This window comes from Streptomyces sp. NPDC102451, assembly GCF_044765485.1.
Classification (GTDB): Bacteria; Actinomycetota; Actinomycetes; order Streptomycetales; family Streptomycetaceae; genus Streptomyces.
Genome location: NZ_JBIWKD010000030.1, coordinates 21,545 through 46,176 on the forward strand (window position 1 = coordinate 21,545; position 24,632 = coordinate 46,176).

The following is a 24,632-nucleotide window of genomic DNA, read 5'->3' on the forward strand; positions in this document are numbered from 1 at the left end:
GTAGCTCCTCTGCTTGCGGGTCATTGGGACGGCAATCCCGGCCTCGCAGTCAGTCGTTCAGGGATGGGCGGCGTGAGGTTTGCGCTCTGAGCCCCTCGGTGTTGGGTCACCGGGGGGCTTTTTGTATGTCGGGGCTGGTTGAAGGCATGCCTCAGCGGATCGGTGCGGTCTGCTGGGGTGCTTTACGGTACCACGGACTATGCGTATCGCATAGCACTATGCGATCCGCAGAACAGATGTTAATCTTGTTCCATGCCGCACAACCGGCGGTACACGCAGCGAACGGGAGGAGGGAGCGATGCCGGATGACGAGGAAAGCCCTGAGGGCGTGCTCCTCAGCGGCGAGGAGAACGCTGCTGTGCGGGTCAAACTGGAGCGCGATAAACGCGGCTGGAGCACCACCACGCTGTCCGACCGCATGAACGACGTCGGCTTCGACATGAACCCGTCTGCAGTCTGGCGCATCGAGAACCGCAAGCGCCGGATCAACCTCGATGAGGCCATCGGCTTCGCCGAGATCTTCGGCATCCCGCTCAGCAACTTCGTCGGGCCGCCCAGCCTGGCGACCATGGGCCGTGCCATGGAGCTGATCGACAACGTCGTCGCCGCCTACAGAGCCTCCAACCGTGCCAACCACGAGGCGCGGAAGGCTCGCGACCAGCTCGACGCCTACCTTGCCGACCACCCGGACATCCGTCAGGAGGCTGACGTGATGGTCTCCAACGCCATCGCCACCGAGCTGATGAAGAGCAACGAAGAGTACGGGCCTGCCTCCGACGCATAGCGGCCCACTCCACCAGGCGCAGTGGGAACGCAAACCCCTGCTGTGACCGTCCAGCCCATCCCATCCCTGAACGACACGAGGCCAGGCGCGGGGTTGCCGCCCCATCCGCCGGCCGGAACCGGAGCACTCACTTGCGCCCTTCGGCGATACCGCACGCCGCCGCTCAGTACCCGCGACCGCAGGGGGAGGTGACCACAACTGACACCCTCCTTACCGTGGAGCAGGCCGCCGAGCGCCTCGGCACTGGCGTGCGCTTCATCCGGCGACTCATCCAGGAGCGCCGCATCCGCTACGTCAAGCTCGGCAAGCCCGTACGGATCCCTGAGAGCGCCATCGCCGCGTACATCGAGGAGCGCACCGTTCCGACTCTCGGCGACACCCGTTCCCGCTTTGGGAAGGCCGCCTGATGGCCGCCCGCAAGCCGCAGCGGCGGCGTGAATTCGGCACCGTTCGTCAGCTCCCGTCAGGGCGGTGGCAGACGCGCTACTGGGCTCCGGACGGCAGCCGTCGCACCGCCCCAGAGACCTTCGAGACACGCACCGAGGCCCAGACCTGGCTCACGCTCACCCAGGCCGACATCGAACGCAAGCACTGGGTCGATCCCGACGCGGGCTCGATCAACTTCGAGGCGTACGCCATGAAATGGATTGAGGAGCGCGGGCTCTCCGCCACCACGGAGGAGCTGTACCGAAGGCTCCTGCGCCTGCACCTGCTGCCCGCATTCGCCTCGGTGAACCTGGATGACATCACGCCGCCGGGCGTGCGCACCTGGCGGGTCGAGCGGCTAGGGACTACCGGTGCGACGACCGTCGCCAAGTCCTACCGCCTACTCAAGGCCATCATGGAGACGGCGGCCGACGACGAGCTGATCCGCCGCAACCCCTGCCGGATCAGGGGCGCGGGCAGCGAGAAGGCCAAGGAGCGCCCGACGGCCACCGTCGAGCAGGTCGACGCGCTTGCCGACGCCATGGGGCTGAGGTGGCGGCTGATGGTCTATCTCGGCGCCTACGGGCCCATGCGCCCGGAGGAGCAGGCCGCCCTTCGGCGGCCCGACGTCACGCTCGAACCGCTCGCGGTCAAGATCCGGGATGCTGCACCCGAACTGACCACCGGCCGCCGCGTCGAAGGCGACACCAAGTCGGCCGCGGGAAGGCGAACCGTCTTCCTGCCCGCCTTCCTGTACATCGAGGTGAAGCGTCACCTCGACTGGTACGCCGATAAGGAACCCGACGGGCTCCTGTTCGTCGGGGAGAGGGGCGCCCCCTTCCGCCGGTCCACCTTCGGCCGCAAGTGGCGCAGGGCTCGGACCAAGGTCGGCCTGCCGGAGGGCTTCCGCTTCTACGACCTCCGGCATACCGGCCACACGCTGTCCACCCAGTCGGGCGCCACGCTCAAGGACACGATGGTCCGCGCCGGCCAGTCCTCGGAGAAGGCGGCGCTGATCTACCAGCACTCCGATGACGTGCGCCAGCAGGAGGTCGCCGGAGGAATCGATGCCAAGGTCCGTCGGCTGCGCGGACGTGCGACTGGCGCCGAGTCCGGCTGAAATCCATTACGTCCCCGGTCAGACGGGTTCACGACCGACTCTGACCGGGGATGCTTGACCTCTGTCAGTCGGCTGACCAGGAGCGCTTCTTGATTTCCCTCCTCAAATGAGGGAGGATTTCCGGAAATCGCACTCCGTGGTCAGGGGCTGAGTATGGCAGTCATGCACGTTGAGGACCCGCGCGGTCAAAGTCGTCTCGCAGACCTGGGGCTCTCGGCCGAAACCATCGAGAACGCGCTGCGGCGCGCCGAGGCAGAACGCAACTTTTGCACGCCCCTCGACCCGGTCTCGCTCCCGGGCAACATCTTCTGGGGCAGGACTATTCGCTTCCTGCGCGAGGCGTATAAGGCTGACGGGTGGCGCAGCGTGAGCCCTCACAATGTCCCGCTCCTACTGTCGCCGGAGGAGGACTTCGCCATCACTGCCTCCAGCGGCAACAAAGCCACCGGCTACGCCGCGCTCACCCCCGCCACCCGCTACTCGAAGGGCACGGCGGTCATCCGCCGGGTTGAGACCAATCGGCAGCTGGTGTTCCCTGGCTACGAGGCTGAACCCGAGCCTCAGGGAGTCGGAGAGGGGATCCCGACTTGGTTCCTCCTGTACCAGCACGTGAACACTCTGACGGGCACGCGGCTCTACTACGAGTTGTCGCTGCCGACCAACCCGGGAAGCCGTGGCAAGATCGACAGCTGGCACGATCGGATCATTTTCCCCTACATCGACTTCGAGGGCTTCAACCCCTTCCCGAACGACGACGACGGCGAAGGCGGCATCGACATCCCGATCGAGCGTCTGGGCTGATCGTCTACCCCACAACCCATTGGCACTCTCATGACCACCGCATCCCGGCTCGTCCTGGCGCGCAAGCGCCGCGGGCTCACCGTCACCCGTCTCGCCCAGATGGTCGGACTTACCGCCCGCCGGCTGTCCGACTACGAGAACGGCCGGGCCTACCCTCCCCCGGCTTCCCTGACCAGCCTTGCTGAGGCTCTGGAGTTCCCGGAGTCTTTCTTCGTCGCCGAAGAGGTTGCCGACCTGCCCGTCGAGTCGGTCAGCTTCAGGGCGCTGAGCAAGATGACGGCCTCACAACGGGATATCGCCCTGAGCAGTGGTCGCCTCGCCCGGATCTTGCAGGACTGGATCCGGGCTCGCTTCAAGCTGCCGGCACCAGACCTCCCGAGCTTGACCTCGTTCAGCCGTCTTGGCAGCGACAACGAACCAGTGTTTCCAGGCGAGGCTGGTGCCGAGAACTGCCCCGCCGAGCGCGCAGCCGAACTGGTCCGCACTCGATGGGGGTTGGGGGTCGCCCCGATCCCTAACATGGTTCACCTGCTCGAAGCGCACGGTGTGCGCGTGTTCTCGCTGTCCCGGGACTGCCCGGAAGTGGACGCCTTCTCCTTCTGGGACCGCGGCATCCCGTTCGTGTTGTTGAACACCGGGAAGACCGCCGAGCGCGGGCGCTTCGATGCTGCACATGAGCTGGGGCATCTGGTTCTGCATGGTGAGGAGCAGGTCCCCCATGGGCCCCAGGCCGAAGGGGAAGCGCACCGCTTCGCGGCCGCTTTGCTTATGCCCGCCGCAGACGTCTTGGCGCACGCCCCTCGCAACCCGGGCACCACCTGGATCCTGCAGGCGAAGCGACGCTGGAAGGTCGCTGCCATGGCACTCGCCCACCGGCTGCACGAACTGAACCTCACCACCGAATGGCAGTACCGCACGCACTGCGTCGAGCTCAGTCGCATGGGCTACCGGAAGTCGGAACCCCAGAGCACACTCACACGGGAGACCTCGCAGGTGTTGGGCAAGGTCTTCGCCGCCCTTCGAGTGGAAGGCACCCCACTGGCGGAAGTCGCCCGTGATCTCGACCTGCGAGCCGCGGATCTCAGTGACTTGATCTTCGGCCTGGTGATCTTGGCCCAAGAGGGCGGGCACGGTGATGCCCGCAATGCAGCCTCCTCCCGTAGGCCGCAACTCTCTGTCGTGCGTTGACACTCGCATCCGCGCCTGCGGAGGAAGCTTCCGTCGAGCTTGAGTGGTGCGGATCACAGGGCGCTGTGCTGGCATATTGAGATGGCGCGGTCGCCGCACTACCCAAATGGTGCGGCGGCAGCGCTGCGGGTATGACGTATGGCGGAGTTGGGGCACGCGGAGGGCACGGCAGCCCCCGACAGGTTCAGACAACGATGAAGGCCCTGGTCTCTGACCAGGGCCTTCATGCAAGAGCGGGTGACGAGAATCGAACTCGCGCTCTGAGCTTGGGAATCACGGATCGCTTGAGCGCGATAGAGGTGCTGACCTGGGAAAAGGCTCGATCTAGAGCCAGCTGAGTAGTGTCCGAGTGGCTTGTGGTGACCGCTGTTGACCGGCCGTTCTGGTGCCGATCTGGTGCGCTACGGTCCGTCCTCGAGGGGCCCGGGGTAGCGCGGTTGAACGTGCCGGCCTGTTGTTGGCCGTGGCCGTCTGAAACGTCTGGTTCTCTTCCGGTGCAGTCACTGACCCAGCGGTTCACAGTCCTGCAGGGGAGCTTCATTTCGGCTCGGATGCCGATCTATGTGGCGGCGTGGACTTGGGTGCAGGACACTGAGGGCCGCAGTTGTTGGAGCTCGCATAAATCGGCTTGAGTAAAGATTCAGTAAAGTGCACATCCACCCCGCAGGGGCCGAGTACGCTCCGTGATCGAAGATCAGCATGGCGACGGAGCGTACTCGGCCCCTGCGGGGTGGACCGTAAGCCCTAACGCAGTGTCACCGGACCTTCGGGGCGGTAAAAGCTGACGCAGGGGGCGCTGCAGCCGCTCGACCTGGCGTGTTTGCCCTGAGGGCCATCGTGACACACTGGATTGGTGAGCATGTCAGAGAACCCGGACGCGAGAGTGTACACGCTCAGTGTGCGATGGCCCCCTGAGCAGCCAAAACCACAGGTGGCTAATCAGTTCGCTATTTCCCTAGGGGTGCCGACAGGTGACGGCCCCGACGCCGTATACCTCATGATCGGTCATGTGGACCCGCCGTTCGTGGTTGGGCCGCCCGAAGACGTAGCGGGTCAGGTGGCCGAACTTGGTGCCGTAACGGTTGACGTTCTGGGTCGCTACGTCTTTACTCGTAGTAGACTTGATGAGTTGATCCGACTTCTGCAAAATGCTGCGGACACTTACGATCAGGCGACAGGGGGCGAGCCAGATGCAGGTGCAACTAGGTAGCTACCAGGGCCAAGCGTCGCAAGTGATGGTGATCACTGCGACCTCGCAAACGAGTGCAGAAGTGTTCCCGTGGGTGACGAGCAGTGGCGCGTCGGCGCGGAGCTACAAGGATGCGGTGAACGCGCCCTTGGGTCGAGCCACGGTTCTCGCGCTCCGCGACCGCCTGCGGGCCGGGGACGTACCTCGTCGTAAGGTGCGTAAGCGGGCTTGATCGAACTTTCGTGGCGAGTGGCTACGAAAGCGGACAGGCTTCTACTCCAACGTTTCACCTGCGTGGAGCCGGCGCGAAAGCTTCCTAGTGGGCGTGTAGCTCCGCATCACCGCAGGTGGGAGCAGGAGGTTCAGACTTGGTTCCGCTCCGGAGATGCGCTTGCTGACGCCAACGATGATGCCGCATATGGTGGTCGCCTTCTGCTCGGGTTCGCAGCAGGCGACCTTGCGGTGTGTGTTTCCCACGCCCGGCTAAGAAATCCTGGCGTCGAAACTCCGCTCCGCTGTCAACTGGGTTTCGATGGGCCCATCAGAGTACTGAAGGCCGTGGGTGTGGCATGTTCCTACCGCGGAGCAGGCGGGCAGGTCGCGGATCAAGCGCTGGATGACATTTTTGCGGACATGCTGGCTGAGGAAGAGGGCCAACCGATTCTCGTCATTGGTCGGATTGATAGCCGAAACAAGCCCAGTGAGCGGTTTGTCGCCAGGAATCAATTTGAACTGATTGACGATCTTCCCAGTGACGGTCAATTGAGGAATTGGTTCACGATCATTGAGGCGGACGATGTTGACTAATATCTTCTGCGCTGCGGCGAGCGTTCGCGCTCAGAGGTCGGCGGAGCGGGTTTGGCCGGTGTCCTGCCCGGTTTGGGGTCGAGCATGATCAGGGGGCCGTACGCTGGCCGGCAACTCGGGCAGGCTGTGATCCTGCCCGGAATTTGAACGAGTGGCCCCCTGGTCTTGCTCGACGCGGGCCCCGAACCGGGGAGGTGGCTAAAGCCGTGGAGCCGACCGCCCCAGCCACAGCGGGTTTCTTCCCCACCATGGTGCTCGCTCCAGCCGCGCGACCGGCGTAGCCGGGGCCAGAGCGGGCCGAAGGCAGGAGCGTCGAGCCCCGGCGGTGAGCCGGGGAGCGCGCGGCGAGCGGAGCGAGCCGCCTTGATGAAGTAGAGAAAGTCTTACCGCGCAGCGTCCTGGGGCGCATCGTCGCGTTCGGCGCGGAACTCGTCCAAGAGGCTGAAGAACATGTCCAGGGGCGCAATGCCCGCTGCTTCGGCTGACCGTTCGATCTCGGTTGCCCAGCCCAGGGAGCTTTCGTAGCCGAGACTTAGTCGCGGCCAGAGCCATTCGTTGAACGGCCCGCCGGGTTCGAAGTCTGTCGTCGACGGAAGTCCGTGGATCTCGCATGCGAGGCGGTAGCCGTACAGGATCGAATCGAGGTGAAAGATGGAGCCGCCGCGCACGTAGATGCCTGGCCGTAGACGCACGTCGTCAAGGTAGTCGTGCACGTCCTTCAACTCGCCCAAGGGTCTTGGCTTGGGTGATCTGGCACTGCCCGTCATGCTGATGTCTCCAGAAATCGTTGGCCGTCGTGGCTCCGAACGTGGGGGCCAGCCCCGTCCAGGGCATCGAGTAGGCGGATCGCGTAGACCTCGGACATGCGCTCGGTGATCTGCTCCGGCGTGAGCCAGTCAACCGCGGTGGACTCGGATGACGTGCGCTCGGTGCCACCGGAAGGCTTGCATCGGAAGACCATGGCGACCACGCCCCTGGTGGTGTTCTTGTAGACGCCCGTGAGCTCGTCGACCTCGACGTGAATGCCGGTCTCTTCCCAGACCTCGCGGCTGACTCCCTGCTCCGGGGACTCCTCCAGCTCCAGCACTCCGCCTGGCAGCTCCCATGTCCCGTTGTCCGCACGGCGGATCGCCAGGAGTCGGCCGTCCTCGCGCACGACTGCCCCTGCCACGGAGACACTGTGCTTCGGCGTTGACGGGGCTTCTTGGGCGCTGTTACTCATGTACAGGAGCATAGGAGAGTGAGTAGGACGATGGGAACAGCAGTAGGAGGTGGCAGGGCCGTACCTCGGTACGTTCAGATCGCCGATGAGATCGTGCAGCAGATCCGCGCCGGCGCCCTCAAGCCTGGTGAGATGGTGCCGAGTGAGTCCGAGCTGGTCGACCGCTACGGGGTCTCCGGCGGGACGATCCGCAAGGCCATGGTGGAGGTCCGTGCGAGCGGCCTGGTGGAGACTCGGCACGGCAAGGGCTCCTTGGTGAAGGCTCGGCCACCGGTACGGCATCGGTCTTCGGACCGGTTCCGGCGCTCGCATCGCAAGGGCGGCAAGGCCGCGTACCTCGCGGAGTCGGAGCAAGCCGGAGCGACCGCCAAGGTCAGTGTCCTGTTCATCGGCCCGGCCGACGCACCCGATGACATCGCGGAACGCCTCGGAGTGGACCCCAGAGCCAAGGTGCTGGCCCGCCGCCGCCTCTACTTCCGCAACGGCACCCCGGTCGAGACTGCCACGTCCTACCTGCCGTGGGACGTCGTGAAGGACATCCCAGAGCTGTTCTCCGAGAATCCCGGTCCTGGTGGGATCTACGCCCGGCTCGAAGATGACGGCCATGTCTTCGCAGAGTTCGTCGAGACTCTCCAGGCGCGGCCGGCCTCGAAGGCGGAGTCCTCCGAACTTGCTTTGAGCCCCGGCTCCCCGGTGGTTCACCTCATCCGAGATGCCGTGACCGACGAGGGTCGCGTGGTCGAGGTCTGCGACACCCTCATGGCCGCTGACCAGTTCGTCTTCAGCTACCGGATCCCCGCTACAGACTGACGCGCACTCAACTCACCTCAGCCCGCTGCGATTTCTTCTTCGTGGCGGGTTGACTCATGTATAGGAGTGATGCACTCTTCTTCATGTCACTCATATACATGAGTGACGGAGTTCGGCACCTACAGAGGAGTGATCTGCTGTGCGTCAGATTCCCGTCGACACCACGAACGCGACCGTGATGGTCGCCAAGGCCCCGCAGCCGAAGGTCAAGGACCGCCGTACCGGTGAGATCGCGCTTGACAAGGACGGCGTGACGCTGATGACGGTGGAGGTCATGTTCTCCACGCCGGAGGAGGTGGAGATCCTCAAGCTCACCGTTCCCCAGCCGGGCGTCTCCGAGGATCTGGCCATGGGCACCCCGGTCGCGCTGACGGGGCTGGTCGCCTCGGCGTGGGAGAACGAGTTCAACGGGCAGAAGCGGCACGGGATCGCCTTCCGCGCGGTCGCGGTCACCTCGCTCGCCAACGCTGCTTCGGCCTCGAAGGCGGCCTGATCATGACCGGCTTCACGGTCGCCCTGGTGCTGGTTGTCGCTACCGCAGTGATCCTGCGGTGGCGGCGCCCCGCCTGGTACTGGTTGGTCTTCGGCGCGGCCCTCGCCGCTGCGCGGGTCCTGGTCCGCTACGTCTCCGTGATGGACGCCTGCGGACTGACCGTCCCGCCTTCCCGCTGGCGCCTGGCGTTAGCCCGGATGACCAACCGGCCCGTGCCGGAGTCCCGCGCCCCGCGCATCCTGCGCGTCCACCCCACCCGCACCGGCCTGGTGCTCCGCCTCAAGCTCCGCCCGGGACAGGACGCCTTCGACGTCTCCGCCGCCTCGGACCGGCTGCGGCACTCGTTCGGCATGTGCGGCGTGACCTCCCGCGAACTGCGCTCCGGCGTCGTCGAAGTGCGGATGACCGGCTACGACGTCCTCAAGCGGGTGCAAATGCCTGCGAAGACCGACTCGGCACCGATGCGGGTCCCGGTCGCACTGCGGGAGGACGGTGCTATCCACTACCGCGACTACCGTGCCGTGCCGCACGGGCTCACCCTCGGCGCCACCGAGTCGGGGAAGTCCGTCTACCAGCGCAACTTGGTGGCCGGCCTCGCACCGATGGACGTCGCGCTGGTCGGGATCGACTGCAAGCAGGGCGTCGAGCTCTTCCCGCTGGCCCGCCGGTTCTCCGCGCTCGCCGACAACCCCGACACCGCCTTGGACCTCCTCGAAGCTCTCGTCTCGCACATGGAGGACGTCTACCAACTGATCCGGGCTGAACAGCGGATCACGGTGAACGTGCCGGATGCGGAGATCGCCGCCGACATCTGGGACCTGCCCGACCACCTGCGCCCGGTCCCGGTCGTGGTCCTGGTGGACGAGGTCGCCGAACTCGCCCTCTTCGCCACGAAGGACGAGGAGAAGCGCCGGGACCGGATCATCACCGCTCTGGTTCGGCTTGCCCAGCTCGGCCGGGCTGCCGGGATCTACCTGGAGATCTGCGGGCAGCGCTTCGGCTCCGAACTCGGCAAGGGCATCACCATGCTCCGCGCCCAGCTCACCGGCCGCACCGCACACCGGGTCAACGACGAGTCCTCCGCCAACATGGCCTTCGGCGACATCGCCCCAGACGCCGTCCTCGCCGCTATCCAGATCCCCACCGAGACTCCCGGCATCGCCGTCACCGGTGATTCCTCCGGAGGATGGGCCCGCATCCGCGCCCCGCACACCTCGCTCCGAGCGGCCGTGAACATCTGCAACCGGCATGCCGACCGCACCCCGGACCTGCCCGTCCTCGCAGCCTTCCGGCCCGTCGTCGGTTCCCTGGCTCCAGCCTCCGAGCCGCTCACCAAGGCTGCCCCGGCGACGGCCTGACTCCTCCCGCACCACCGGTCGGCGTGACCGCATCGCGCCAGGTCCCTACCCGCTCCATGCCTCAAGGAAGGGAGAGCGACTCCCATGTGTGAGCACATCGAGGACTTCCACCGCACCGTCCTGATGCTCGGCGCCCTGGCCCTGTACGCCGAGATCCCCGGCGCCGACGACGACTTCATCGACTCCATCGGCCCGTCCCTGGCCGTATCGCTTCCGGAGCCGCCGCCGGGCATGTTCCCGCCCGGCTACGACCCCATCGGCGGCGTCTGATGGCCCGGCCCCGCTTCCGGGTGGATGCCGTCCTGGTCCAGGCCGTCATCGCCGGTGCCCTGTCCTTTGCCCACCTCCACGACCTCGCCGCCGCCGCTGGCCAGGACGGATGGAAAGCCTGGGCCTACCCGATCTCGGTGGACCTGCTCCTGGTCGCTGCCTGGCGTCGCCTGCGCAGTGAGGGCCCGTCCCGGCTCGCCTGGTGCTGGTTCCTCATCGCGCTGTTCGCCTCGCTGGGTGCCAACGTCGCGACCGCCGGGTTCCTCGACCTCGCCCACCCGCCGGCCTGGCTGCGCTTCGGCATCGCGGGATGGCCCGCCCTCGCCTTCCTCGGCGGCACCCTCCTCGCCCACTCCCACACCACCGAGGAGCCGGAGCCCGAGCCGGTTCCGCCGGCACCCGCAGCCCCGGAGCCCACTCCGGAAGTCGAGCGAGAGACCGCCCCCGCTCTGCGACCGGAGCCCGAGCCCATCGCCGAGGCTGCCGAGGGCCTCCCGGAACTCGCCTCCGCTCCCGTCGCCCCGGCTGGCCCGTCGGTCCCGGCCGCGTTGGTCGACCACGCCCGCAAGCTCGCCGACGACCACCACGCCCGCACCGGGGCTCGCATCGACACCGACACCCTGCGCGCCCGGCTCGGTGTCCCACCGGAGCTCGCCGAGACCATCGCCGCCCAACTCGCCTGACCAGAAGGGAGAACCACCGCCATGCCCGCTCGTGACCACTTCCACTCCGTGATGCGGATCGGCCCCGTGCAGATCGGCACCCACCGCGACCGCCACGGCCACACCAAACACGCCGCCGTCTGCAGCGCCGACCGCTGCGGCTGGTCCGCCGACTACTCCAGCCAGAGCGCCGCCCAGCTCGCCGCCCGCACCCACCGCTGCACCGCCCGATAGGAGACCTGTCCCGTGGACGTTCCGCTCTGGCTCGCCTTGATCGTCGTCGGCTCTCTCGGCATCAAGCTCATCCGCCCGCCGCTGTGGCTGGTCGCCGTCCTGCTCCTGGGCGGCTACCTCCTCGCGGACAGCTTCCTCGCCCCCGCCATCGACAGCGTCACCAAGTAACCGCCTGCGAAGGGAGATCCACCATGTTCAAGCCCAAGGTCCCCACCATGCCGCAGCCCACCGGCCTCATCACCCCGCCGGCCGCCGTCGAGCCGACCGCCGTGGTCCAGCGCACCCCGCAGAGCTCCACGCCGCTGGCTACCCAGCCCCCTACGACTCGGCCGACCGTCCAGCTCACGCCCGGCTCCGCTCTCGCCCTCGTGGGTGGTGGGGCGGCCGTCGTCCTGGTCGTCGGCGCGGTCCTGGTCTCCATGCTCCTCGCAGTCGCCATCACTGGCGCATCCGTCGCCATCTGCGCCCTGGTCATCCGCTCGCTCATCGCCTCGGACAACCAACACCGCTGACCGGCCTCCGGGCGGTGCCACAAGCCGCCAAGCATCGCCACTGCCCGGACGGCCCACGCACTTCCCTTCCAACCGCGATCGAAGGAGAACCGTGGACACCCAAGCGCTCGCCCTCGCCTTACCGCTCATCGGCTGGGCCTCCCACACCGCCCTGCTCACCCACCGGCTCGCCACCGCCCGCCGGGACCCCCTCACCGGCCTGCGCACCCGCGCCGGATGGACCGCCCTCGCTGAGCGTTTCATCCGCCGGCACGCGGACGCCGTGGTCCTTCTGCTCGACCTCGACGACTTCAAGAACCTCAACGACACCCACGGCCACGCCGCCGGGGACTTCGCCCTGGTCGTCACCGCCGAACGTCTCACCGCCTGGTGCGGACGCCACGGCATCGCCGGACGCCTCGGCGGAGACGAATTCGTCGCCATCGCACGCCCGGCCCCCGACCTGGAGAGCCTCCAAGCCGCCCTGAATCAGCCCGTGGCCTACGCCGGACACCAGCTCCCAGTCTCCGTATCGGTCGGCTCCTGCCACGTGAAAGACCTGCCGGTCCGCAGCCTCTCCGACGCGCTCGCCACCGCCGACAGCGCGATGTACGCGGCCAAGGGATCGTCCGGCCGCCGCGGCCCCCGCACGCTCAACCGCTGATTCAGCTCTGACCGGCCTCCGGACGGCGCACAAGCCGCCAAGCATCGCCGCCGCCCGGACGGTCCGGCCCCTTCCAACCGCAATCGAAAGGACCACCATCATGGCCCAGCACGCCCCTGACCCGACGCGGATCTGCCCGGACTGTGACGGCTTCCCCGCCGTCGCCATCGACACCGGCACCCTCCTCGACGACGGCACCCGCAACACCCTCACCGTCACCTGCCGCCCCTGCCACGGCACCGGCACCACCCGCACCCCGGCTCCGGCTCCGGTCGTCCAGCGGGAGCACGCGTGACGGACACGATCCTTACGGGTCTGGACGCGGCCACCCTCGGCGATCTGCTGCGGGTGGCCGGGTCCACCGGCTTCGACCGCTGGCGGGACCAGGTCCGCCGTACCGGTGGCTGCTCCAACCCCATCCACTTGTCCGGCTGGACCCTCACCAAGGACCGCACCACTGGCCAGACCCTGCACCGCTACTCCACCGAAACCGAGCCCGGAGGACGGCTCCGCGTCGCCTGCGGCAACCGCCGCGCCTCCCGCTGCCCGGCCTGCGCCTGGACGTACTCCGCAGACACCTACCACCTGATCCGCGCCGGACTCGCGGGCGACCAGCACAAGGACGTCCCCACCACCGTCCGCGACCACCCCCGCGTCTTCGCCACCCTCACCGCCCCGTCCTTCGGCCCGGTTCACAACCGCCCCGACACCGGCCGCTGCCGCTGCGGTGTCCAGCACGCACCCGACGACGACGCCCTCGGCACCCCGCTCGACCCCGACTCCTACGACTACGCGGGCGCGGTCCTCTTCAACAACCACGCCGGGAACCTGTGGCAGCGCTTCACCAACCGGCTCCGCCGCGAGATCGCCGCCCGCGCCGGCCTCACCCAACGCGAACTCAAAGAAGCAGCACGGGTCTCGTACGGCAAGGTCGCCGAGTTCCAGAAGCGCGGGGCCGTCCACTTCCATGCCGTCGTCCGCCTCGACGGACCGGACGGAGCCGACAGCCCGCCGCCTTCCTGGGCCTCGGTGCAGCTGCTCAGCGACGCGATCCGCGCCGCCGCCGCACACGCGTACACGACCATCACCGTCCCGGCCGCCGCCGGCCAACCCGCCCGCCCGCTCCGCTGGGGCGGCCAGCTCGACATCCGGCCCATCCGCGCCTTCGACGCCGGGACCGACATCACCGAACAGGCCGTCGCCTCCTACGTAGCCAAGTACGCCACCAAGGCCGCCGAGACGACCGGCACCGTCGACCGCCGCATCGGCAACCGTGAGGCCCTGGTCCTCCTCGACGTACCCGACCACCCGCGCCGACTCATCGAAGCCTGCTTCGACCTCGATCCGCTCTACCCGGACCGGCGACTGCGGGCCTGGGCTCACATGCTCGGCTTTCGCGGCCACTTCTCCTCCAAGTCCCGCCGCTACTCGACGACCCTGGGCGCACTCCGCCAGGTCCGCGCCGACTACCGCGCCGCCCAGCAGCGCGAAGAACTCGGCCTGCCCGACCCCGAGCAGGACCCGACCGTCCTCGTCCTCACCGACTGGCAGTACGCCGGACAGGGCCACAGCCCTGGCGAATCCGTCCTCGCCGCCTCGATCGCCAGAGACCTGCAACGCAACCGAGAAACCGCCCGCCATGCCCTCGCCGATCTGGAAGGAGACCGGTCGTGACTGACCCCCTGCTCACCGTCGACCAAGCCGCCGAACGTCTCGGCACCACCGCACGCTTCCCGCGTCGCCTCATCGCCGAACGCCGGATCGCCTTCGTCAAGGTCGGCAGCCACGTGCGCATCAAGGCGAGCGTCCTGGAGGCGTACATCGAGGGGAACACCGTCCAGCCGATTCGCCGTCGCCGCTCCCGCTACGGAAGGGCTGCCTGATGGGGAACGCCAAGGGAAGCCGCCGGCGCTTCGGTGCCGTGCGTCAGTACAGGTCCGGCCGCTGGACTGCGAGCTACCTGGGCCCGGATGGACAGGACTTCCGAGCACCCGAGACGTTCGATACCAAGAAGGATGCGGAGGTCTGGCTCTCCCAGGTCGAGGCAGACCTCACTCGGGGGAGCTGGCAGGATCCGGACGCCGGGGCGGTGAACTTCAAGGAGTACGCGCTCCAATGGGTGGACGAGCGCGGGCTCTCCGCCACCACCGATGAGCTGTACCGGCGTCTCCTGCGGCTCCACCTCCTGCCCACCTTCGAGGGCCTGGACCTCGACGAGATCACCGCACCCCGTGTCCGTACCTGGCGAACCGAGCGGCTGGCGTGCACCGGAGCAGCCACGACCGTGGCCAAGGCCTACCGGCTGCTCAAGGCCATCATGGAAACCGCGGTCGATGACGAGCTGATCCGCCGCAACCCCTGCCGCATCCGGGGCGCTGGGAAGGAGTCGTCCGCCGAACGTCAGATCGCCACCGTCGCCCAGGTCGATGCGCTCGCGGATGCTCTCGGGCCCCGCTGGCGGCTGATGGTCTACCTTGGCGCTTACGGTCCGATGCGCCCGGAGGAACAGGCCGAGCTCCGGCGTAAAGACGTCGACCTGGACGAGATGACCATCCGGGTCCGCATGGCGGCTCCCGAGTTGACCACCGGTCGCCGCGCTCCTGGCGACACCAAGTCTGATGCGGGCAAGCGGGTCGTGGTCCTGCCGGCCTTTCTGCGGACCGACCTTCGGCGACACCTCGACTGGTACGCCGAGAAGGGCTCGGACGGACTGCTGTTCGTGGGGGAGAAGGGAAAGCCGTTCCGACGTTCCACCTTCGGGCGGAAGTGGCGCCGGGCCCGCGGGCTCCTGGGCATGCCGGACGGCTTTCGCTTCTACGATCTTCGTCACACCGGTCACACCCTGGCGACCCGGTCCGGTGCCACGCTCAAGGACACGATGGTCCGCGCCGGCCAGTCGTCGGAGAAGGCCGCGTTGATCTACCAGCACTCGGACCTTGAGCGACAGCAGGAAGTGGCGAGCGGGCTGGACGACCTCGTGCGGTCCGCCCGTAAGAAGGCTGATCAGGGACCTTCTGGTGCGGATCTGGTGCGCGACCCCTGAACTGGTCCAGACAACAAAGAAGCCCCCGGCCGCTGGCCTGGGGCTTTTTCGTGGAGCGGGTGACGAGAATCGAACTCGCGCTCTGAGCTTGGGAAGCTCATGTTCTACCATTAAACTACACCCGCGAAGCGCGCCGATGATCGGCTGTGCATCGTCCCACACTGTACCCCATCGCAGGCCCCCGGCGTGTTCGCCGTGGGGTCTGCGTGCTGTTCCAGGGGGTGGATGCGGGTGCGGTCGCGGGGAGTTGAGGGCGTAGCGTGGGTAGCGGAGTGCCGCCTGGAGTGGCGTCCCGTTCATCCCCTAATGTGGCGGTCTCGTCCAAGGCTGGTTGGGGAAGGGACTTGATGGAGTCGATGGAGCGCACCGTCGTCCGCTGTGCCGAAGGGCACGTTTTTGCCGCCTCGTCGTTCCCGATGCAGCAGCTCGGGTCCGAGCGGATCGGCCCCGGGCGGCTCATCCGCTGTCCGCGTTGTGCGCGGCTGAGGCAGGCCGTTCCTGTGGCGTTCGAGGAGCGCTAGAGGTGTGAGGCAGACGCGTGGGGCGGTCCGGTTGGGGCCGGCCTGCGCGTTCTGCGTATCCTCGGTGCGTGCTTCTCTCAGATAAGGACCTCCGGGCCGAGATCGACGCCGGGCGGGTTCGCATTGACCCGTTCGACGCTTCGATGGTGCAGCCCTCGAGCATCGATGTGCGGCTCGACCGCTACTTCCGGGTGTTCGAGAACCACCGCTATCCGCATATCGATCCCGCCGTCGAGCAGGTGGACCTGACCCGTCAGGTCGAGCCGGAGGGCGACGAGGCGTTCATCCTGCACCCCGGGGAGTTCGTCCTGGCGTCGACGTACGAGGTGATCTCGCTCCCCGACGACCTGGCGTCGCGGCTGGAGGGGAAGAGTTCGCTGGGCCGGCTCGGGCTGGTGACGCATTCCACGGCCGGGTTCATCGACCCGGGCTTCTCGGGCCATGTGACCCTTGAGCTGTCCAATCTGGCGACGTTGCCGATCAAGCTCTGGCCGGGAATGAAGATCGGGCAGCTGTGCATGTTCCGGCTGACGTCTTCCTCCGAATTCCCGTACGGATCCGAGCGCTACGGATCGCGTTATCAGGGCCAGCGAGGGCCGACCGCCTCGCGTTCTTACATGAATTTCCATCGGACACAGGTGTGATACGGCATGGCTGGTGAAGTGCGGGAGAATCTGACGTACGAGGCCTTCGGGTCGGCCGTGCGGGAGCTGGCGCAGGCGGTGGCCGACGACGGCTACGAGCCGGATGTCGTGCTGAGCATCGCGCGGGGCGGGGTCTTCGTCGCGGGCGGTCTGGCGTACGCCCTGGACTGCAAGAACATCCACCTGGTGAACGTGGAGTTCTACACCGGGGTCGGCACCACCCTGGACATGCCCGTGATGCTGGCGCCCGTTCCCAATGCCATCGACTTCACGCGGAAGAAGGTGCTCATCGCGGACGACGTCGCGGATACCGGAAAGACGCTGAAGCTGGTCCGTGACTTCTGCATCGATCACGTGGCCGAGGTGCGCAGCGCGGTCATCTACGAGAAGCCGCATTCGCTCGTGAAATGCGAGTACGTGTGGAAGAAGACCGATCAGTGGATCAACTTCCCGTGGAGCGTGGACAAGCCCGTCGTGCGCCGTGAGGGTCAGGTTCTCGACTCCTAAGGGCTGTCCCGTAATCCCTGGCGGGCGCACGACGACAGCTACGGCACCTCGCCGCGTTGTCGGAACGCCCGAATACATCCAGTATGCGGACGTCCCTCCGCCTTGCGATGCACCGCATCTGACGCCGTGCGCTGATCCACCAGGGAATACGGGACAGCCCTTAGGACGCGCACAGGAGACACAGGAGGGGCCCCGGTGCAGTCAGTGCACCGGGGCCCCTCACGCATGTCGGATCAGATCGTGCCGAGCTTGATGATCGAGAGCAGCGCGATCAGCTGGATCGCGGAGGCGCCCAGGGCCTTCGGCCACGGGAGGTCGTGGGACTTGCTCACCATCGATGTGAACAGCGCTCCGGCCGCCAGCCAGGTGATCCAGCCGAGGATCTGGACCAGGGAGTTTTCGCCGCCGAGGAACAGGGCGAAGACCAGGCGGGGGGCGTCCGTGATGGACATGATCAGCATCGACAGGCCCACGGTCGGCTGCCAGGAGCCCGTGCCGCCGAGCTGGCGGGCCAGGGTGTGCGTGACCGCGCCGAGGACCAGTCCGCCGATGACGAAGCCGATGCCGGTGAAGATCACGTACGGGGCGGCCGTGGAGACCTCCGCGTGGATCGCCTCGTCGCGCGCCTGGTCGAAGCCGAAGAGCGCGAGCAGGCCGTAGACGAACGTGACGACGATCGCGGTGCCCCAGACGGGGTAGTCGCGCATCTGCCAGAACGTCGGTCCCGGCCGCATCACGATGCCGCTCAGCAGCTGCTTCCAGTGCAGCCGCGGCCCCGAGGGGTGCGCGGGGGCCTGGCCCGCCTGGTAGGTGTTGCCGGCGCCGTACGGGTCCTCGTCGATGCTGAACGCCTGGGTGTGCCCCGGGGCGTTGGCATAGGGGTCCTGTTGCGGCGGCTGGTGGTACGGGTCGCCGAAGTACTCCGGTTCGCCGTGCCCGCCTGCGTGCCCGTTCCCACCCCCGTGTCCGTTGCCGCGTTGCCCGCCGCTGTACGGGGCGCCCTGGGGGCCTCCGTACGGTGCGCCGTTGCCTCCTGCCGGGGGCCACGACTGCCCGCCGTACGGCGGCGGTGATGCCTGCGCGCCGTACGGCTGTTGCTGCTGCGGGTGTTGCTGCGGTGTGCGGTTGTCCCGGCCGCGTCCGATCCTGAATCCAGCCACACATCGAACGTACCTGGTCCGTGTGGGTGCGGTGTGAGGGCCGGGGGAACACGGGGCCCATTGCGGCCTAGCTGTGACATCCCCTAGGGGGACCCTGGGGGGTCTGCCGGAGCCCGGGGAGCCCTGCCCGCACCCTTGACATGACGGAGCGGCCGGTCCTGCCCCCGAGGCAGGTCCGGCCGCTTCCGTGCGGGGAGACGGCTACTGGACGGGTGCCGGTTCCGGCTGGTCGGCCGTCTCCGCGTCGCCCGACGGGTCGGCGGGTGTCTTCACCGACTCGAGGAGCAGCTGGGACACGTCGACGACCTGCACCGACTCCTTCGCCTGGCCGTCGTTCTTCTTGCCGTTGACCGAGTCGGTCAGCATGACGAGGCAGAACGGGCAGGCCGTGGAGACGATGTCCGGGTTGAGGGAGAGGGCCTCGTCGACACGCTCGTTGTTGATGCGCTTGCCGATCCGTTCCTCCATCCACATCCGGGCACCACCGGCGCCGCAGCAGAAGCCGCGCTCCTTGTGGCGGTGCATCTCCTCGTTCCGCAGACCCGGGACCTTGGCGATGATCTCGCGCGGAGGCGTGTAGATCTTGTTGTGACGGCCCAGGTAGCAGGGGTCGTGGTACGTGATCAGGCCCTCGACCGGGGTCACCGGCACGAGCTTGCCCTCGTCCACCAGGTGCTGCAGCAGCTGCGTGTGGTGGATGACCTCGTACTCGCCGCCGAGCTGCGGGTACTCGTTGGCGATCGTGTTGAAGCAGTGCGGGCAGGTCGCGACGATCTTCTTCGTCGCCTTCGCCTTCTTGGTGGAGTCGTCCTCGTCGTCCTCGCCGAACGCCATGTTCAGCATCGCGACGTTCTCCTGGCCGAGCTGCTGGAACAGCGGCTCGTTGCCGAGGCGGCGGGCGGAGTCACCGGTGCACTTCTCGTCGCCACCCATGATCGCGAACTTGACGCCCGCGATGTGGAGGAGCTCCGCGAAGGCCTTCGTCGTCTTCTTGGCCCGGTCCTCCAGGGCGCCCGCGCAGCCGACCCAGTACAGGTAGTCGATCTCGCTGAGGTCCTCGACGTCCTTGCCGACGATCGGGACCTCGAAGTCGACCTCCTTGGTCCACTCGACGCGCTGCTTCTTGGCCAGCCCCCAGGGGTTGCCCTTCTTCTCCAGGTTCTTGAGCATCGTGCCCGCCTCGGACGGGAACGCGGACTCGATCATCACCTGGTAGCGGCGCATGTCGACGATGTGGTCGATGTGCTCGATGTCGACCGGGCACTGCTCCACGCACGCACCGCAGGTGGTGCAGGACCAGAGGACGTCCGGGTCGATGACGCCGTTCTCCTCGAGCGTGCCGATCAGCGGGCGCTCGGCCTCCGCGAGGGCGGCCGCGGGAACGTCCTTGAGCTGCTCCTCGGAGGCCTTCTCGTTGCCCTCCATGTCCTTGCCGCCGCCGGCCAGCAGATACGGGGCCTTGGCGTGCGCGTGGTCGCGCAGGGACATGATCAGGAGCTTCGGGGAGAGCGGCTTGCCCGTGTTCCAGGCGGGGCACTGCGACTGGCAGCGTCCGCACTCGGTGCACGTGGAGAAGTCGAGGATGCCCTTCCAGGAGAACTGCTCGACCTGGGAGACGCCGAAGGTGTCGTCCTCGCCCGGGTCCTCCCAGTCGATCTCCTTGCCGCCCGAGGTCATCGGCAGCAGTGCGCCCAGCGAGACCGCACCGTCGGCGTTCCGCTTGAACCAGATGTTCGGGAAGGCGAGGAAGCGGTGCCAGGCGACACCCATGTCGGTCTTCAGGGCGACCGTGATCATCCAGATGAAGGAGGTCGCGATCTTCAGGCTGGCGAAGAAGTAGGTGAGGTTCTGGAGCGTGGAGACGTCCAGGCCCTCGAGCCAGGAGACCACCGGGTACGAGATGAAGAACGACGCCTCGTAGCTGTCCACGTGGTGCTGGGCGCCTTCGAGGGCGTGGAGCATGAAGATGCAGACGCCGACGATGAGGATGACGGCCTCGACGAAGTACGCCTGGCCGAAGTTGGAGCCCGCGAAGCGGGACTTGCGGCCCGGCTTGTCCGGCCTGCTGAGCTGGCGGATCACGATCAGGACCGCGATGCCGAGCACCGTCATCGTGCCGATGAACTCGACGAAGACGTTGTACGGCGCCCACTCGCCGACGATCGGCAGCAGCCAGTCGGCCTGGAACAGCTGGCCGATGGCGTTGACGATCGTCAGCAGCAGCGAGAAGAAGCCCACCGCCACGAACCAGTGCGCGACACCGACGATGCCCCAGCGGTTCATCCGGGTGTGGCCGAGGAACTCCTTGGCCACGGTGACGGTGCGCTGTACGGGCTCATCGGTACGGGTGCCTGCGGGCACGTTCTGGCCGAGCCGCATGAAGGTGTAGATCTGCAGGAGGGCGCGGGCGAAAAGTGCCACGCCGACCACGATCAGAACCAGCGACACGATGATCGCGGCGAGTTGCATTTGGGGGCTCCTCGGGCCTGCGAGGGTGGGATCCAGCGCGTACAAGCGATTACTAAGCAGTAACTTAATCAGTCTGTGCTGACACTATCCACTTATTCCGCCACGCTGTAGCCGGGCAGGCGGTGATCTGTGTCGCTCAGGTGAGCCTTCCTCCGGCGCCGTGGTCGGCGTACGGCCGCACGTAGGGGGATGCGTACGGATTGCGCCAGGATCGCCAGGTCGAGCCCTGTCCCATGATGCTCTGCGTAGTGCGCGTCGAGGAGGGCGGGTTCGTCCCAGGGCATCCCCGAGCGGGCGCGGACCTGGGCCAGGCCGGTCAGGCCGGGCCGGACGCTCTGGCGCCAGTGCCCGGCGGCGGGTCCGAGCAGGGCCGCCTCGTCCGGGGTGAGCGGCGCCGGGCCGACCAGCGAGAGTTTCCCCCGTACGACATGGGGCAGCCGGGACAGCAGGTCGAGCCGGAGCCGCCGGGTGCGCAGCGAGCGCAGCTCGAAGGGGTGGCCGTCGAGGCCGACCCTGATCTCGCGCTCCAGCACGCCTCCCTGGACGCCGGCCGGCCGGAGGGCGAGAGCCAGTGCGGCGACGGCGAGTGCGGGGGCCGCCAGGAGTAGGAGGGCCGAGCCGAGCGCCAGGTCCAGGGCCCGTTTGGCCGTCATGGCCCTCAGGGGGCCGGTGATCCGTGCGGCGGTCGCGGCTGCCAGGGCCCCGGTGACGCGCTCGGCGTACAGGGTGGACCGGGGAGTGCGGGCGCCGGGCCGCGCCGCGGGGCGCCGTGTCCTTCGTGCCGCAGTCTGCTTCGCGTTCCGCATTGCACCTGCCCGGAGTCGGTGACGTGACGGTTTGACCGTCTCGATGCATTTTGTGACAGAACGATCCCACGGTGCGATGGTGGGTGGGGTGAGTGTGACGTGCCGCGCATCGCGGTGTCGCGGATCGAGGTGGCCCCGGTGGGGTTCTTTCGCCACCCGAATGCGGAAAATGCCAGCTCAGCGCAGTTGCGAGCACATAAGTTGAGCGTAAGTGGCTCAGGTCCTTTGACTCCGGGGTGGGTGTCATGCATCCTTGAGTCAGATCCACTCAAGTAGTCAGTTGGAGGAATTGAAATGGCACGTGCGGTCGGCATCGACCTGGGCACGACTAACTCCGTCGTCAGCGTTCTCGAAGGCGGCGAGCCCACCGTCATCACCAACGCCGAAGGCGCCAGGACCACGCCGTCCGTCGTCGCCTTCGCCAAGAACGGCGAGGTGCTCGTCGGCGAGGTCGCGAAGCGCCAGGCGGTCACCAACGTCGACAGGACGATCCGTTCGGTCAAGCGCCACATGGGCACTGACTGGAAGATCGAGCTCGACGGCAAGAACTTCAACCCGCAGCAGATGAGCGCCTTCATCCTGCAGAAGCTGAAGCGCGACGCCGAGTCCTACCTGGGCGAGAAGGTCACCGACGCGGTGATCACCGTCCCGGCGTACTTCAACGACTCGGAGCGCCAGGCGACCAAGGAGGCCGGCGAGATCGCGGGCCTCAACGTCCTGCGCATCGTCAACGAGCCGACCGCCGCCGCCCTGGCGTACGGCCTCGACAAGGACGACCAGACGATCCTCGTCTTCGACCTCGGTGGCGGCACCTTCGACGTGTCCCTCCTGGAGATCGGCGACGGCGTCGTCGAGGTGAAGGCCACCAACGGTGACAACCACCTCGGTGGTGACGACTGGGACCAGCGTGTCGTCGACTACCTGGTGAAGCAGTTCGCCAACGGGCACGGCGTGGACCTGTCCAAGGACAAGATGGCTCTCCAGCGTCTCCGCGAGGCCGCGGAGAAGGCGAAGATCGAGCTCTCGTCCTCGACCGAGACCACGATCAACCTGCCCTACATCACGGCGTCCGCCGAGGGCCCGCTGCACCTGGACGAGAAGCTCACGCGCTCGCAGTTCCAGCAGCTGACCGCGGACCTCCTGGACCGCTGCAAGAACCCGTTCCACAACGTCATCAAGGACGCGGGCATCCAGCTCTCCGAGATCGACCACGTCGTTCTCGTCGGTGGCTCGACCCGTATGCCGGCCGTCGCCGAGCTCGTCAAGGAGCTCACGGGCGGCCAGGACGCCAACAAGGGTGTGAACCCGGACGAGGTCGTCGCCATCGGCGCCTCGCTCCAGGCCGGTGTCCTCAAGGGCGAGGTCAAGGACGTCCTGCTCCTCGACGTGACCCCGCTGTCCCTGGGCATCGAGACCAAGGGAGGGATCATGACGAAGCTCATCGAGCGCAACACCACGATCCCGACCAAGCGTTCCGAGATCTTCACGACGGCCGAGGACAACCAGCCGTCCGTGCAGATCCAGGTCTACCAGGGCGAGCGCGAGATCGCGGCGTACAACAAGAAGCTCGGGATGTTCGAGCTCACCGGTCTGCCGCCGGCCCCGCGTGGCGTGCCGCAGATCGAGGTCGCCTTCGACATCGACGCCAACGGCATCATGCACGTCGCTGCCAAGGACCTCGGCACCGGCAAGGAGCAGAAGATGACCGTCACCGGTGGCTCCTCGCTGCCGAAGGACGAGGTCAACCGGATGCGCGAAGAGGCCGAGCAGTACGCCGACGAGGACCACCGCCGTCGCGAGGCCGCCGAGTCGCGCAACCAGGGCGAGCAGCTCGTCTACCAGACGGAGAAGTTCCTCAAGGACAACGAGGACAAGGTCCCCGGCGACGTGAAGACGGAGGTGGAGACCGCGCTCACCGAGCTGAAGGAGAAGCTCAAGGGCGAGGACACCGCCGAGATCCGTACGGCCACCGAGAAGGTCGCGGCCGTCTCCCAGAAGCTGGGCCAGGCGATGTACGCCAACACCCAGGCCGAGGGTGCGGCGCCGGGTGCCGAAGGTGCGCCGGGCGACGGTCAGGCCAAGTCCGATGACGACGTCGTCGACGCCGAGATCGTGGACGACGAGAAGGACACGAAGGGCGGTGCGGCGTGACCGAGGAGACCCCGGGCTTCGACGAGAAGCCTGACGTCCCCTCCGGCGCCAACTCCGACGACGCCGAGCCGAAGGCAGCCACCCCCTCCGAGGAGGAGGCGGCGGCCCCGGCCGGGGACGTACAGCAGACAGCGGCTCTGACGGCCCAGCTGGACCAGGTCCGCACCGCGCTCAACGAGCGCACCGGTGACCTCCAGCGGCTCCAGGCCGAGTACCAGAACTACCGTCGCCGCGTCGAGCGCGACCGGGTCACGGTCAAGGAGGTCGCTGCCGCGGGTCTCCTGTCCGAGCTCCTGCCCGTGCTCGACGACATCGGCCGGGCGCGGGAGCACGGAGAGCTCGTCGGCGGCTTCAAGGCGGTGGCCGAATCGGTGGAGACGGTCGTCGCGAAGATCGGCCTCCAGCAGTTCGGCAAGGAGGGCGAGCCCTTCGACCCGACGATCCACGAGGCCCTGATGCACTCGTACGCGCCGGACGTCACCGAGACGACCTGCGTGGCGATCCTGCAGCCTGGGTACCGCATCGGGGAGCGCACCATCCGCCCCGCGCGGGTGGCCGTGGCCGAACCGCAGCCGGGCGCCACGCCCGCGGCAGCGAAGGAAGAGAAGGCAGACGACGAGGAGAGCGGTGGCACCGAAGAGGTCTGACATTCCGTCCGACCACAACGGTGAACACCGACGGGGCGTGGGGGGGGGGGGGGGGGGGGGGGGCGGGCGCCGGGGCCGGGCGGGGGGGGGGGGGGGGGGGGGCCCCCCCCCCCCCGCCCGGGGGGGGGGCGGGGGGGGGGGTGGGGGGGGTTTGGACGGGGGAGA

28 protein-coding genes and 1 tRNA gene are annotated in these 24,632 nt (G+C 67.6%); 23 read left to right on the forward strand and 6 right to left on the reverse strand.

The window, feature by feature from the left end:
* Positions 1 to 298: 298 nt before the first annotated feature.
* The 6 genes from ACIRD8_RS36290 to ACIRD8_RS36315 all read left to right on the forward strand — a co-directional run bounded on the left by ACIRD8_RS36290 (position 299) and on the right by ACIRD8_RS36315 (position 6,315).
* A complete protein-coding gene (locus ACIRD8_RS36290; protein ID WP_329869484.1) occupies positions 299 to 784 on the forward strand; it encodes a helix-turn-helix transcriptional regulator in 486 nt (161 codons plus the stop codon).
* A gap of 188 nt (positions 785 to 972) precedes the next feature.
* The gene (locus tag ACIRD8_RS36295) at positions 973 to 1,191 is read left to right on the forward strand and encodes a helix-turn-helix domain-containing protein (RefSeq protein ID WP_404001585.1); all 219 of its coding nucleotides are present in this window, start codon (positions 973 to 975) and stop codon (positions 1,189 to 1,191) included.
* Positions 1,191 to 2,330 (forward strand): tyrosine-type recombinase/integrase, encoded by a 1,140-nt coding sequence (locus ACIRD8_RS36300; RefSeq protein ID WP_404001588.1) that lies wholly within the window; start codon positions 1,191 to 1,193, stop codon positions 2,328 to 2,330. The genes ACIRD8_RS36295 and ACIRD8_RS36300 overlap by 1 nt, the downstream gene beginning before the upstream one ends.
* A 162-nt stretch (positions 2,331 to 2,492) precedes the next feature.
* Entirely contained in the window at positions 2,493 to 3,131 is a 639-nt protein-coding gene (locus tag ACIRD8_RS36305; RefSeq protein WP_404001591.1) for a hypothetical protein, read from the forward strand.
* 30 nt (positions 3,132 to 3,161) lie between these two features.
* The gene (locus ACIRD8_RS36310; RefSeq protein ID WP_404001594.1) at positions 3,162 to 4,319 is read left to right on the forward strand and encodes a helix-turn-helix domain-containing protein; all 1,158 of its coding nucleotides are present in this window, start codon (positions 3,162 to 3,164) and stop codon (positions 4,317 to 4,319) included.
* Positions 4,320 to 5,736: 1,417 nt separating this feature from the next.
* A complete protein-coding gene (locus ACIRD8_RS36315; protein WP_404001597.1) occupies positions 5,737 to 6,315 on the forward strand; it encodes a hypothetical protein in 579 nt (192 codons plus the stop codon).
* 383 nt (positions 6,316 to 6,698) lie between these two features.
* Here ACIRD8_RS36315 and ACIRD8_RS36320 read toward each other — a convergent pair whose 3' ends face one another.
* Both ACIRD8_RS36320 and ACIRD8_RS36325 read right to left on the reverse strand, forming a co-directional pair.
* Entirely contained in the window at positions 6,699 to 7,046 is a 348-nt protein-coding gene (locus ACIRD8_RS36320) for a hypothetical protein (RefSeq protein ID WP_404001600.1), read from the reverse strand.
* A 32-nt stretch (positions 7,047 to 7,078) separates the two neighbouring features.
* The gene (locus ACIRD8_RS36325) at positions 7,079 to 7,549 is read right to left on the reverse strand and encodes an NUDIX hydrolase (RefSeq protein ID WP_404001602.1); all 471 of its coding nucleotides are present in this window, start codon (positions 7,547 to 7,549) and stop codon (positions 7,079 to 7,081) included.
* Positions 7,550 to 7,567: 18 nt separating this feature from the next.
* On the opposite strand from ACIRD8_RS36325, the gene ACIRD8_RS36330 reads away from it, so the two are divergent.
* The 13 genes from ACIRD8_RS36330 to ACIRD8_RS36390 all read left to right on the forward strand — a co-directional run bounded on the left by ACIRD8_RS36330 (position 7,568) and on the right by ACIRD8_RS36390 (position 15,562).
* Complete coding sequence (locus ACIRD8_RS36330; protein WP_404001605.1) at positions 7,568 to 8,347, forward strand: GntR family transcriptional regulator; 780 nt, start codon at positions 7,568 to 7,570, stop codon at positions 8,345 to 8,347.
* A 139-nt stretch (positions 8,348 to 8,486) separates the two neighbouring features.
* Positions 8,487 to 8,840 (forward strand): hypothetical protein, encoded by a 354-nt coding sequence (locus ACIRD8_RS36335; protein ID WP_176396066.1) that lies wholly within the window; start codon positions 8,487 to 8,489, stop codon positions 8,838 to 8,840.
* Between the two features lie 2 nt (positions 8,841 to 8,842).
* Positions 8,843 to 10,198: an FtsK/SpoIIIE domain-containing protein gene (locus tag ACIRD8_RS36340; RefSeq protein WP_404001607.1), complete on the forward strand. Its 1,356-nt coding sequence runs from the start codon at positions 8,843 to 8,845 to the stop codon at positions 10,196 to 10,198.
* Positions 10,199 to 10,282: 84 nt separating this feature from the next.
* On the forward strand, positions 10,283 to 10,468 hold the full coding sequence (locus ACIRD8_RS36345) for a hypothetical protein (RefSeq protein WP_404001609.1): 186 nt from the start codon (positions 10,283 to 10,285) through the stop codon (positions 10,466 to 10,468).
* Positions 10,468 to 11,151, forward strand: coding sequence for a DUF2637 domain-containing protein (locus ACIRD8_RS36350; protein WP_404001612.1), 684 nt, complete (start codon positions 10,468 to 10,470; stop codon positions 11,149 to 11,151). Before ACIRD8_RS36345 ends, ACIRD8_RS36350 begins: the two co-directional genes overlap by 1 nt.
* Positions 11,152 to 11,172: 21 nt before the next feature.
* Entirely contained in the window at positions 11,173 to 11,364 is a 192-nt protein-coding gene (locus ACIRD8_RS36355; protein WP_030876212.1) for a mobile element transfer protein, read from the forward strand.
* Between the two features lie 12 nt (positions 11,365 to 11,376).
* On the forward strand, positions 11,377 to 11,532 hold the full coding sequence (locus tag ACIRD8_RS36360; RefSeq protein ID WP_404001615.1) for a hypothetical protein: 156 nt from the start codon (positions 11,377 to 11,379) through the stop codon (positions 11,530 to 11,532).
* A gap of 23 nt (positions 11,533 to 11,555) precedes the next feature.
* Positions 11,556 to 11,876 carry a SpdD-like protein gene (locus ACIRD8_RS36365; RefSeq protein WP_404001618.1) on the forward strand — a complete coding sequence of 107 codons (321 nt, stop codon included), beginning with the start codon at positions 11,556 to 11,558 and terminating at the stop codon, positions 11,874 to 11,876.
* 91 nt (positions 11,877 to 11,967) lie between these two features.
* The gene (locus tag ACIRD8_RS36370) at positions 11,968 to 12,519 is read left to right on the forward strand and encodes a GGDEF domain-containing protein (RefSeq protein WP_404001620.1); all 552 of its coding nucleotides are present in this window, start codon (positions 11,968 to 11,970) and stop codon (positions 12,517 to 12,519) included.
* A 100-nt stretch (positions 12,520 to 12,619) separates the two neighbouring features.
* Positions 12,620 to 12,814, forward strand: a complete 195-nt coding sequence (locus ACIRD8_RS36375) for a hypothetical protein (RefSeq protein WP_404001623.1) — start codon at positions 12,620 to 12,622, stop codon at positions 12,812 to 12,814.
* A complete protein-coding gene (gene repSA / locus ACIRD8_RS36380) occupies positions 12,811 to 14,193 on the forward strand; it encodes a replication initiator protein RepSA (RefSeq protein WP_404001627.1) in 1,383 nt (460 codons plus the stop codon). Before ACIRD8_RS36375 ends, repSA begins: the two co-directional genes overlap by 4 nt.
* Positions 14,190 to 14,402, forward strand: a complete 213-nt coding sequence (locus ACIRD8_RS36385; RefSeq protein ID WP_147982330.1) for a helix-turn-helix domain-containing protein — start codon at positions 14,190 to 14,192, stop codon at positions 14,400 to 14,402. Before repSA ends, ACIRD8_RS36385 begins: the two co-directional genes overlap by 4 nt.
* Positions 14,402 to 15,562, forward strand: a complete 1,161-nt coding sequence (locus tag ACIRD8_RS36390; RefSeq protein WP_404001630.1) for a tyrosine-type recombinase/integrase — start codon at positions 14,402 to 14,404, stop codon at positions 15,560 to 15,562. The genes ACIRD8_RS36385 and ACIRD8_RS36390 overlap by 1 nt, the downstream gene beginning before the upstream one ends.
* A gap of 51 nt (positions 15,563 to 15,613) precedes the next feature.
* Here ACIRD8_RS36390 and ACIRD8_RS36395 read toward each other — a convergent pair.
* Positions 15,614 to 15,687, reverse strand: a tRNA-Gly gene (locus tag ACIRD8_RS36395).
* A gap of 464 nt (positions 15,688 to 16,151) precedes the next feature.
* On the opposite strand from ACIRD8_RS36395, the gene dcd reads away from it, so the two are divergent.
* Positions 16,152 to 16,727, forward strand: a complete 576-nt coding sequence (dcd, locus tag ACIRD8_RS36400; protein ID WP_103515797.1) for a dCTP deaminase — start codon at positions 16,152 to 16,154, stop codon at positions 16,725 to 16,727.
* 6 nt (positions 16,728 to 16,733) lie between these two features.
* The gene (locus ACIRD8_RS36405) at positions 16,734 to 17,234 is read left to right on the forward strand and encodes a phosphoribosyltransferase (protein ID WP_404001633.1); all 501 of its coding nucleotides are present in this window, start codon (positions 16,734 to 16,736) and stop codon (positions 17,232 to 17,234) included.
* Positions 17,235 to 17,467: 233 nt separating this feature from the next.
* Here the strand turns inward: ACIRD8_RS36405 and ACIRD8_RS36410 are convergent, their stop codons facing one another.
* The 3 genes from ACIRD8_RS36410 to ACIRD8_RS36420 form a co-directional block, all read right to left on the reverse strand.
* Positions 17,468 to 18,394 (reverse strand): Yip1 family protein, encoded by a 927-nt coding sequence (locus ACIRD8_RS36410; RefSeq protein ID WP_404001636.1) that lies wholly within the window; start codon positions 18,392 to 18,394, stop codon positions 17,468 to 17,470.
* Between the two features lie 201 nt (positions 18,395 to 18,595).
* Positions 18,596 to 20,863 carry a (Fe-S)-binding protein gene (locus ACIRD8_RS36415; RefSeq protein ID WP_404001639.1) on the reverse strand — a complete coding sequence of 756 codons (2,268 nt, stop codon included), beginning with the start codon at positions 20,861 to 20,863 and terminating at the stop codon, positions 18,596 to 18,598.
* Between the two features lie 92 nt (positions 20,864 to 20,955).
* On the reverse strand, positions 20,956 to 21,669 hold the full coding sequence (locus tag ACIRD8_RS36420) for a sugar transferase (RefSeq protein ID WP_404001642.1): 714 nt from the start codon (positions 21,667 to 21,669) through the stop codon (positions 20,956 to 20,958).
* Between the two features lie 294 nt (positions 21,670 to 21,963).
* Between ACIRD8_RS36420 and dnaK the strand changes: the two genes are divergently transcribed.
* Both dnaK and grpE read left to right on the forward strand, forming a co-directional pair.
* On the forward strand, positions 21,964 to 23,820 hold the full coding sequence (gene dnaK / locus ACIRD8_RS36425) for a molecular chaperone DnaK (protein ID WP_404001644.1): 1,857 nt from the start codon (positions 21,964 to 21,966) through the stop codon (positions 23,818 to 23,820).
* On the forward strand, positions 23,817 to 24,467 hold the full coding sequence (grpE, locus tag ACIRD8_RS36430; RefSeq protein WP_404001647.1) for a nucleotide exchange factor GrpE: 651 nt from the start codon (positions 23,817 to 23,819) through the stop codon (positions 24,465 to 24,467). Before dnaK ends, grpE begins: the two co-directional genes overlap by 4 nt.
* Positions 24,468 to 24,632: the final 165 nt, after the last annotated feature.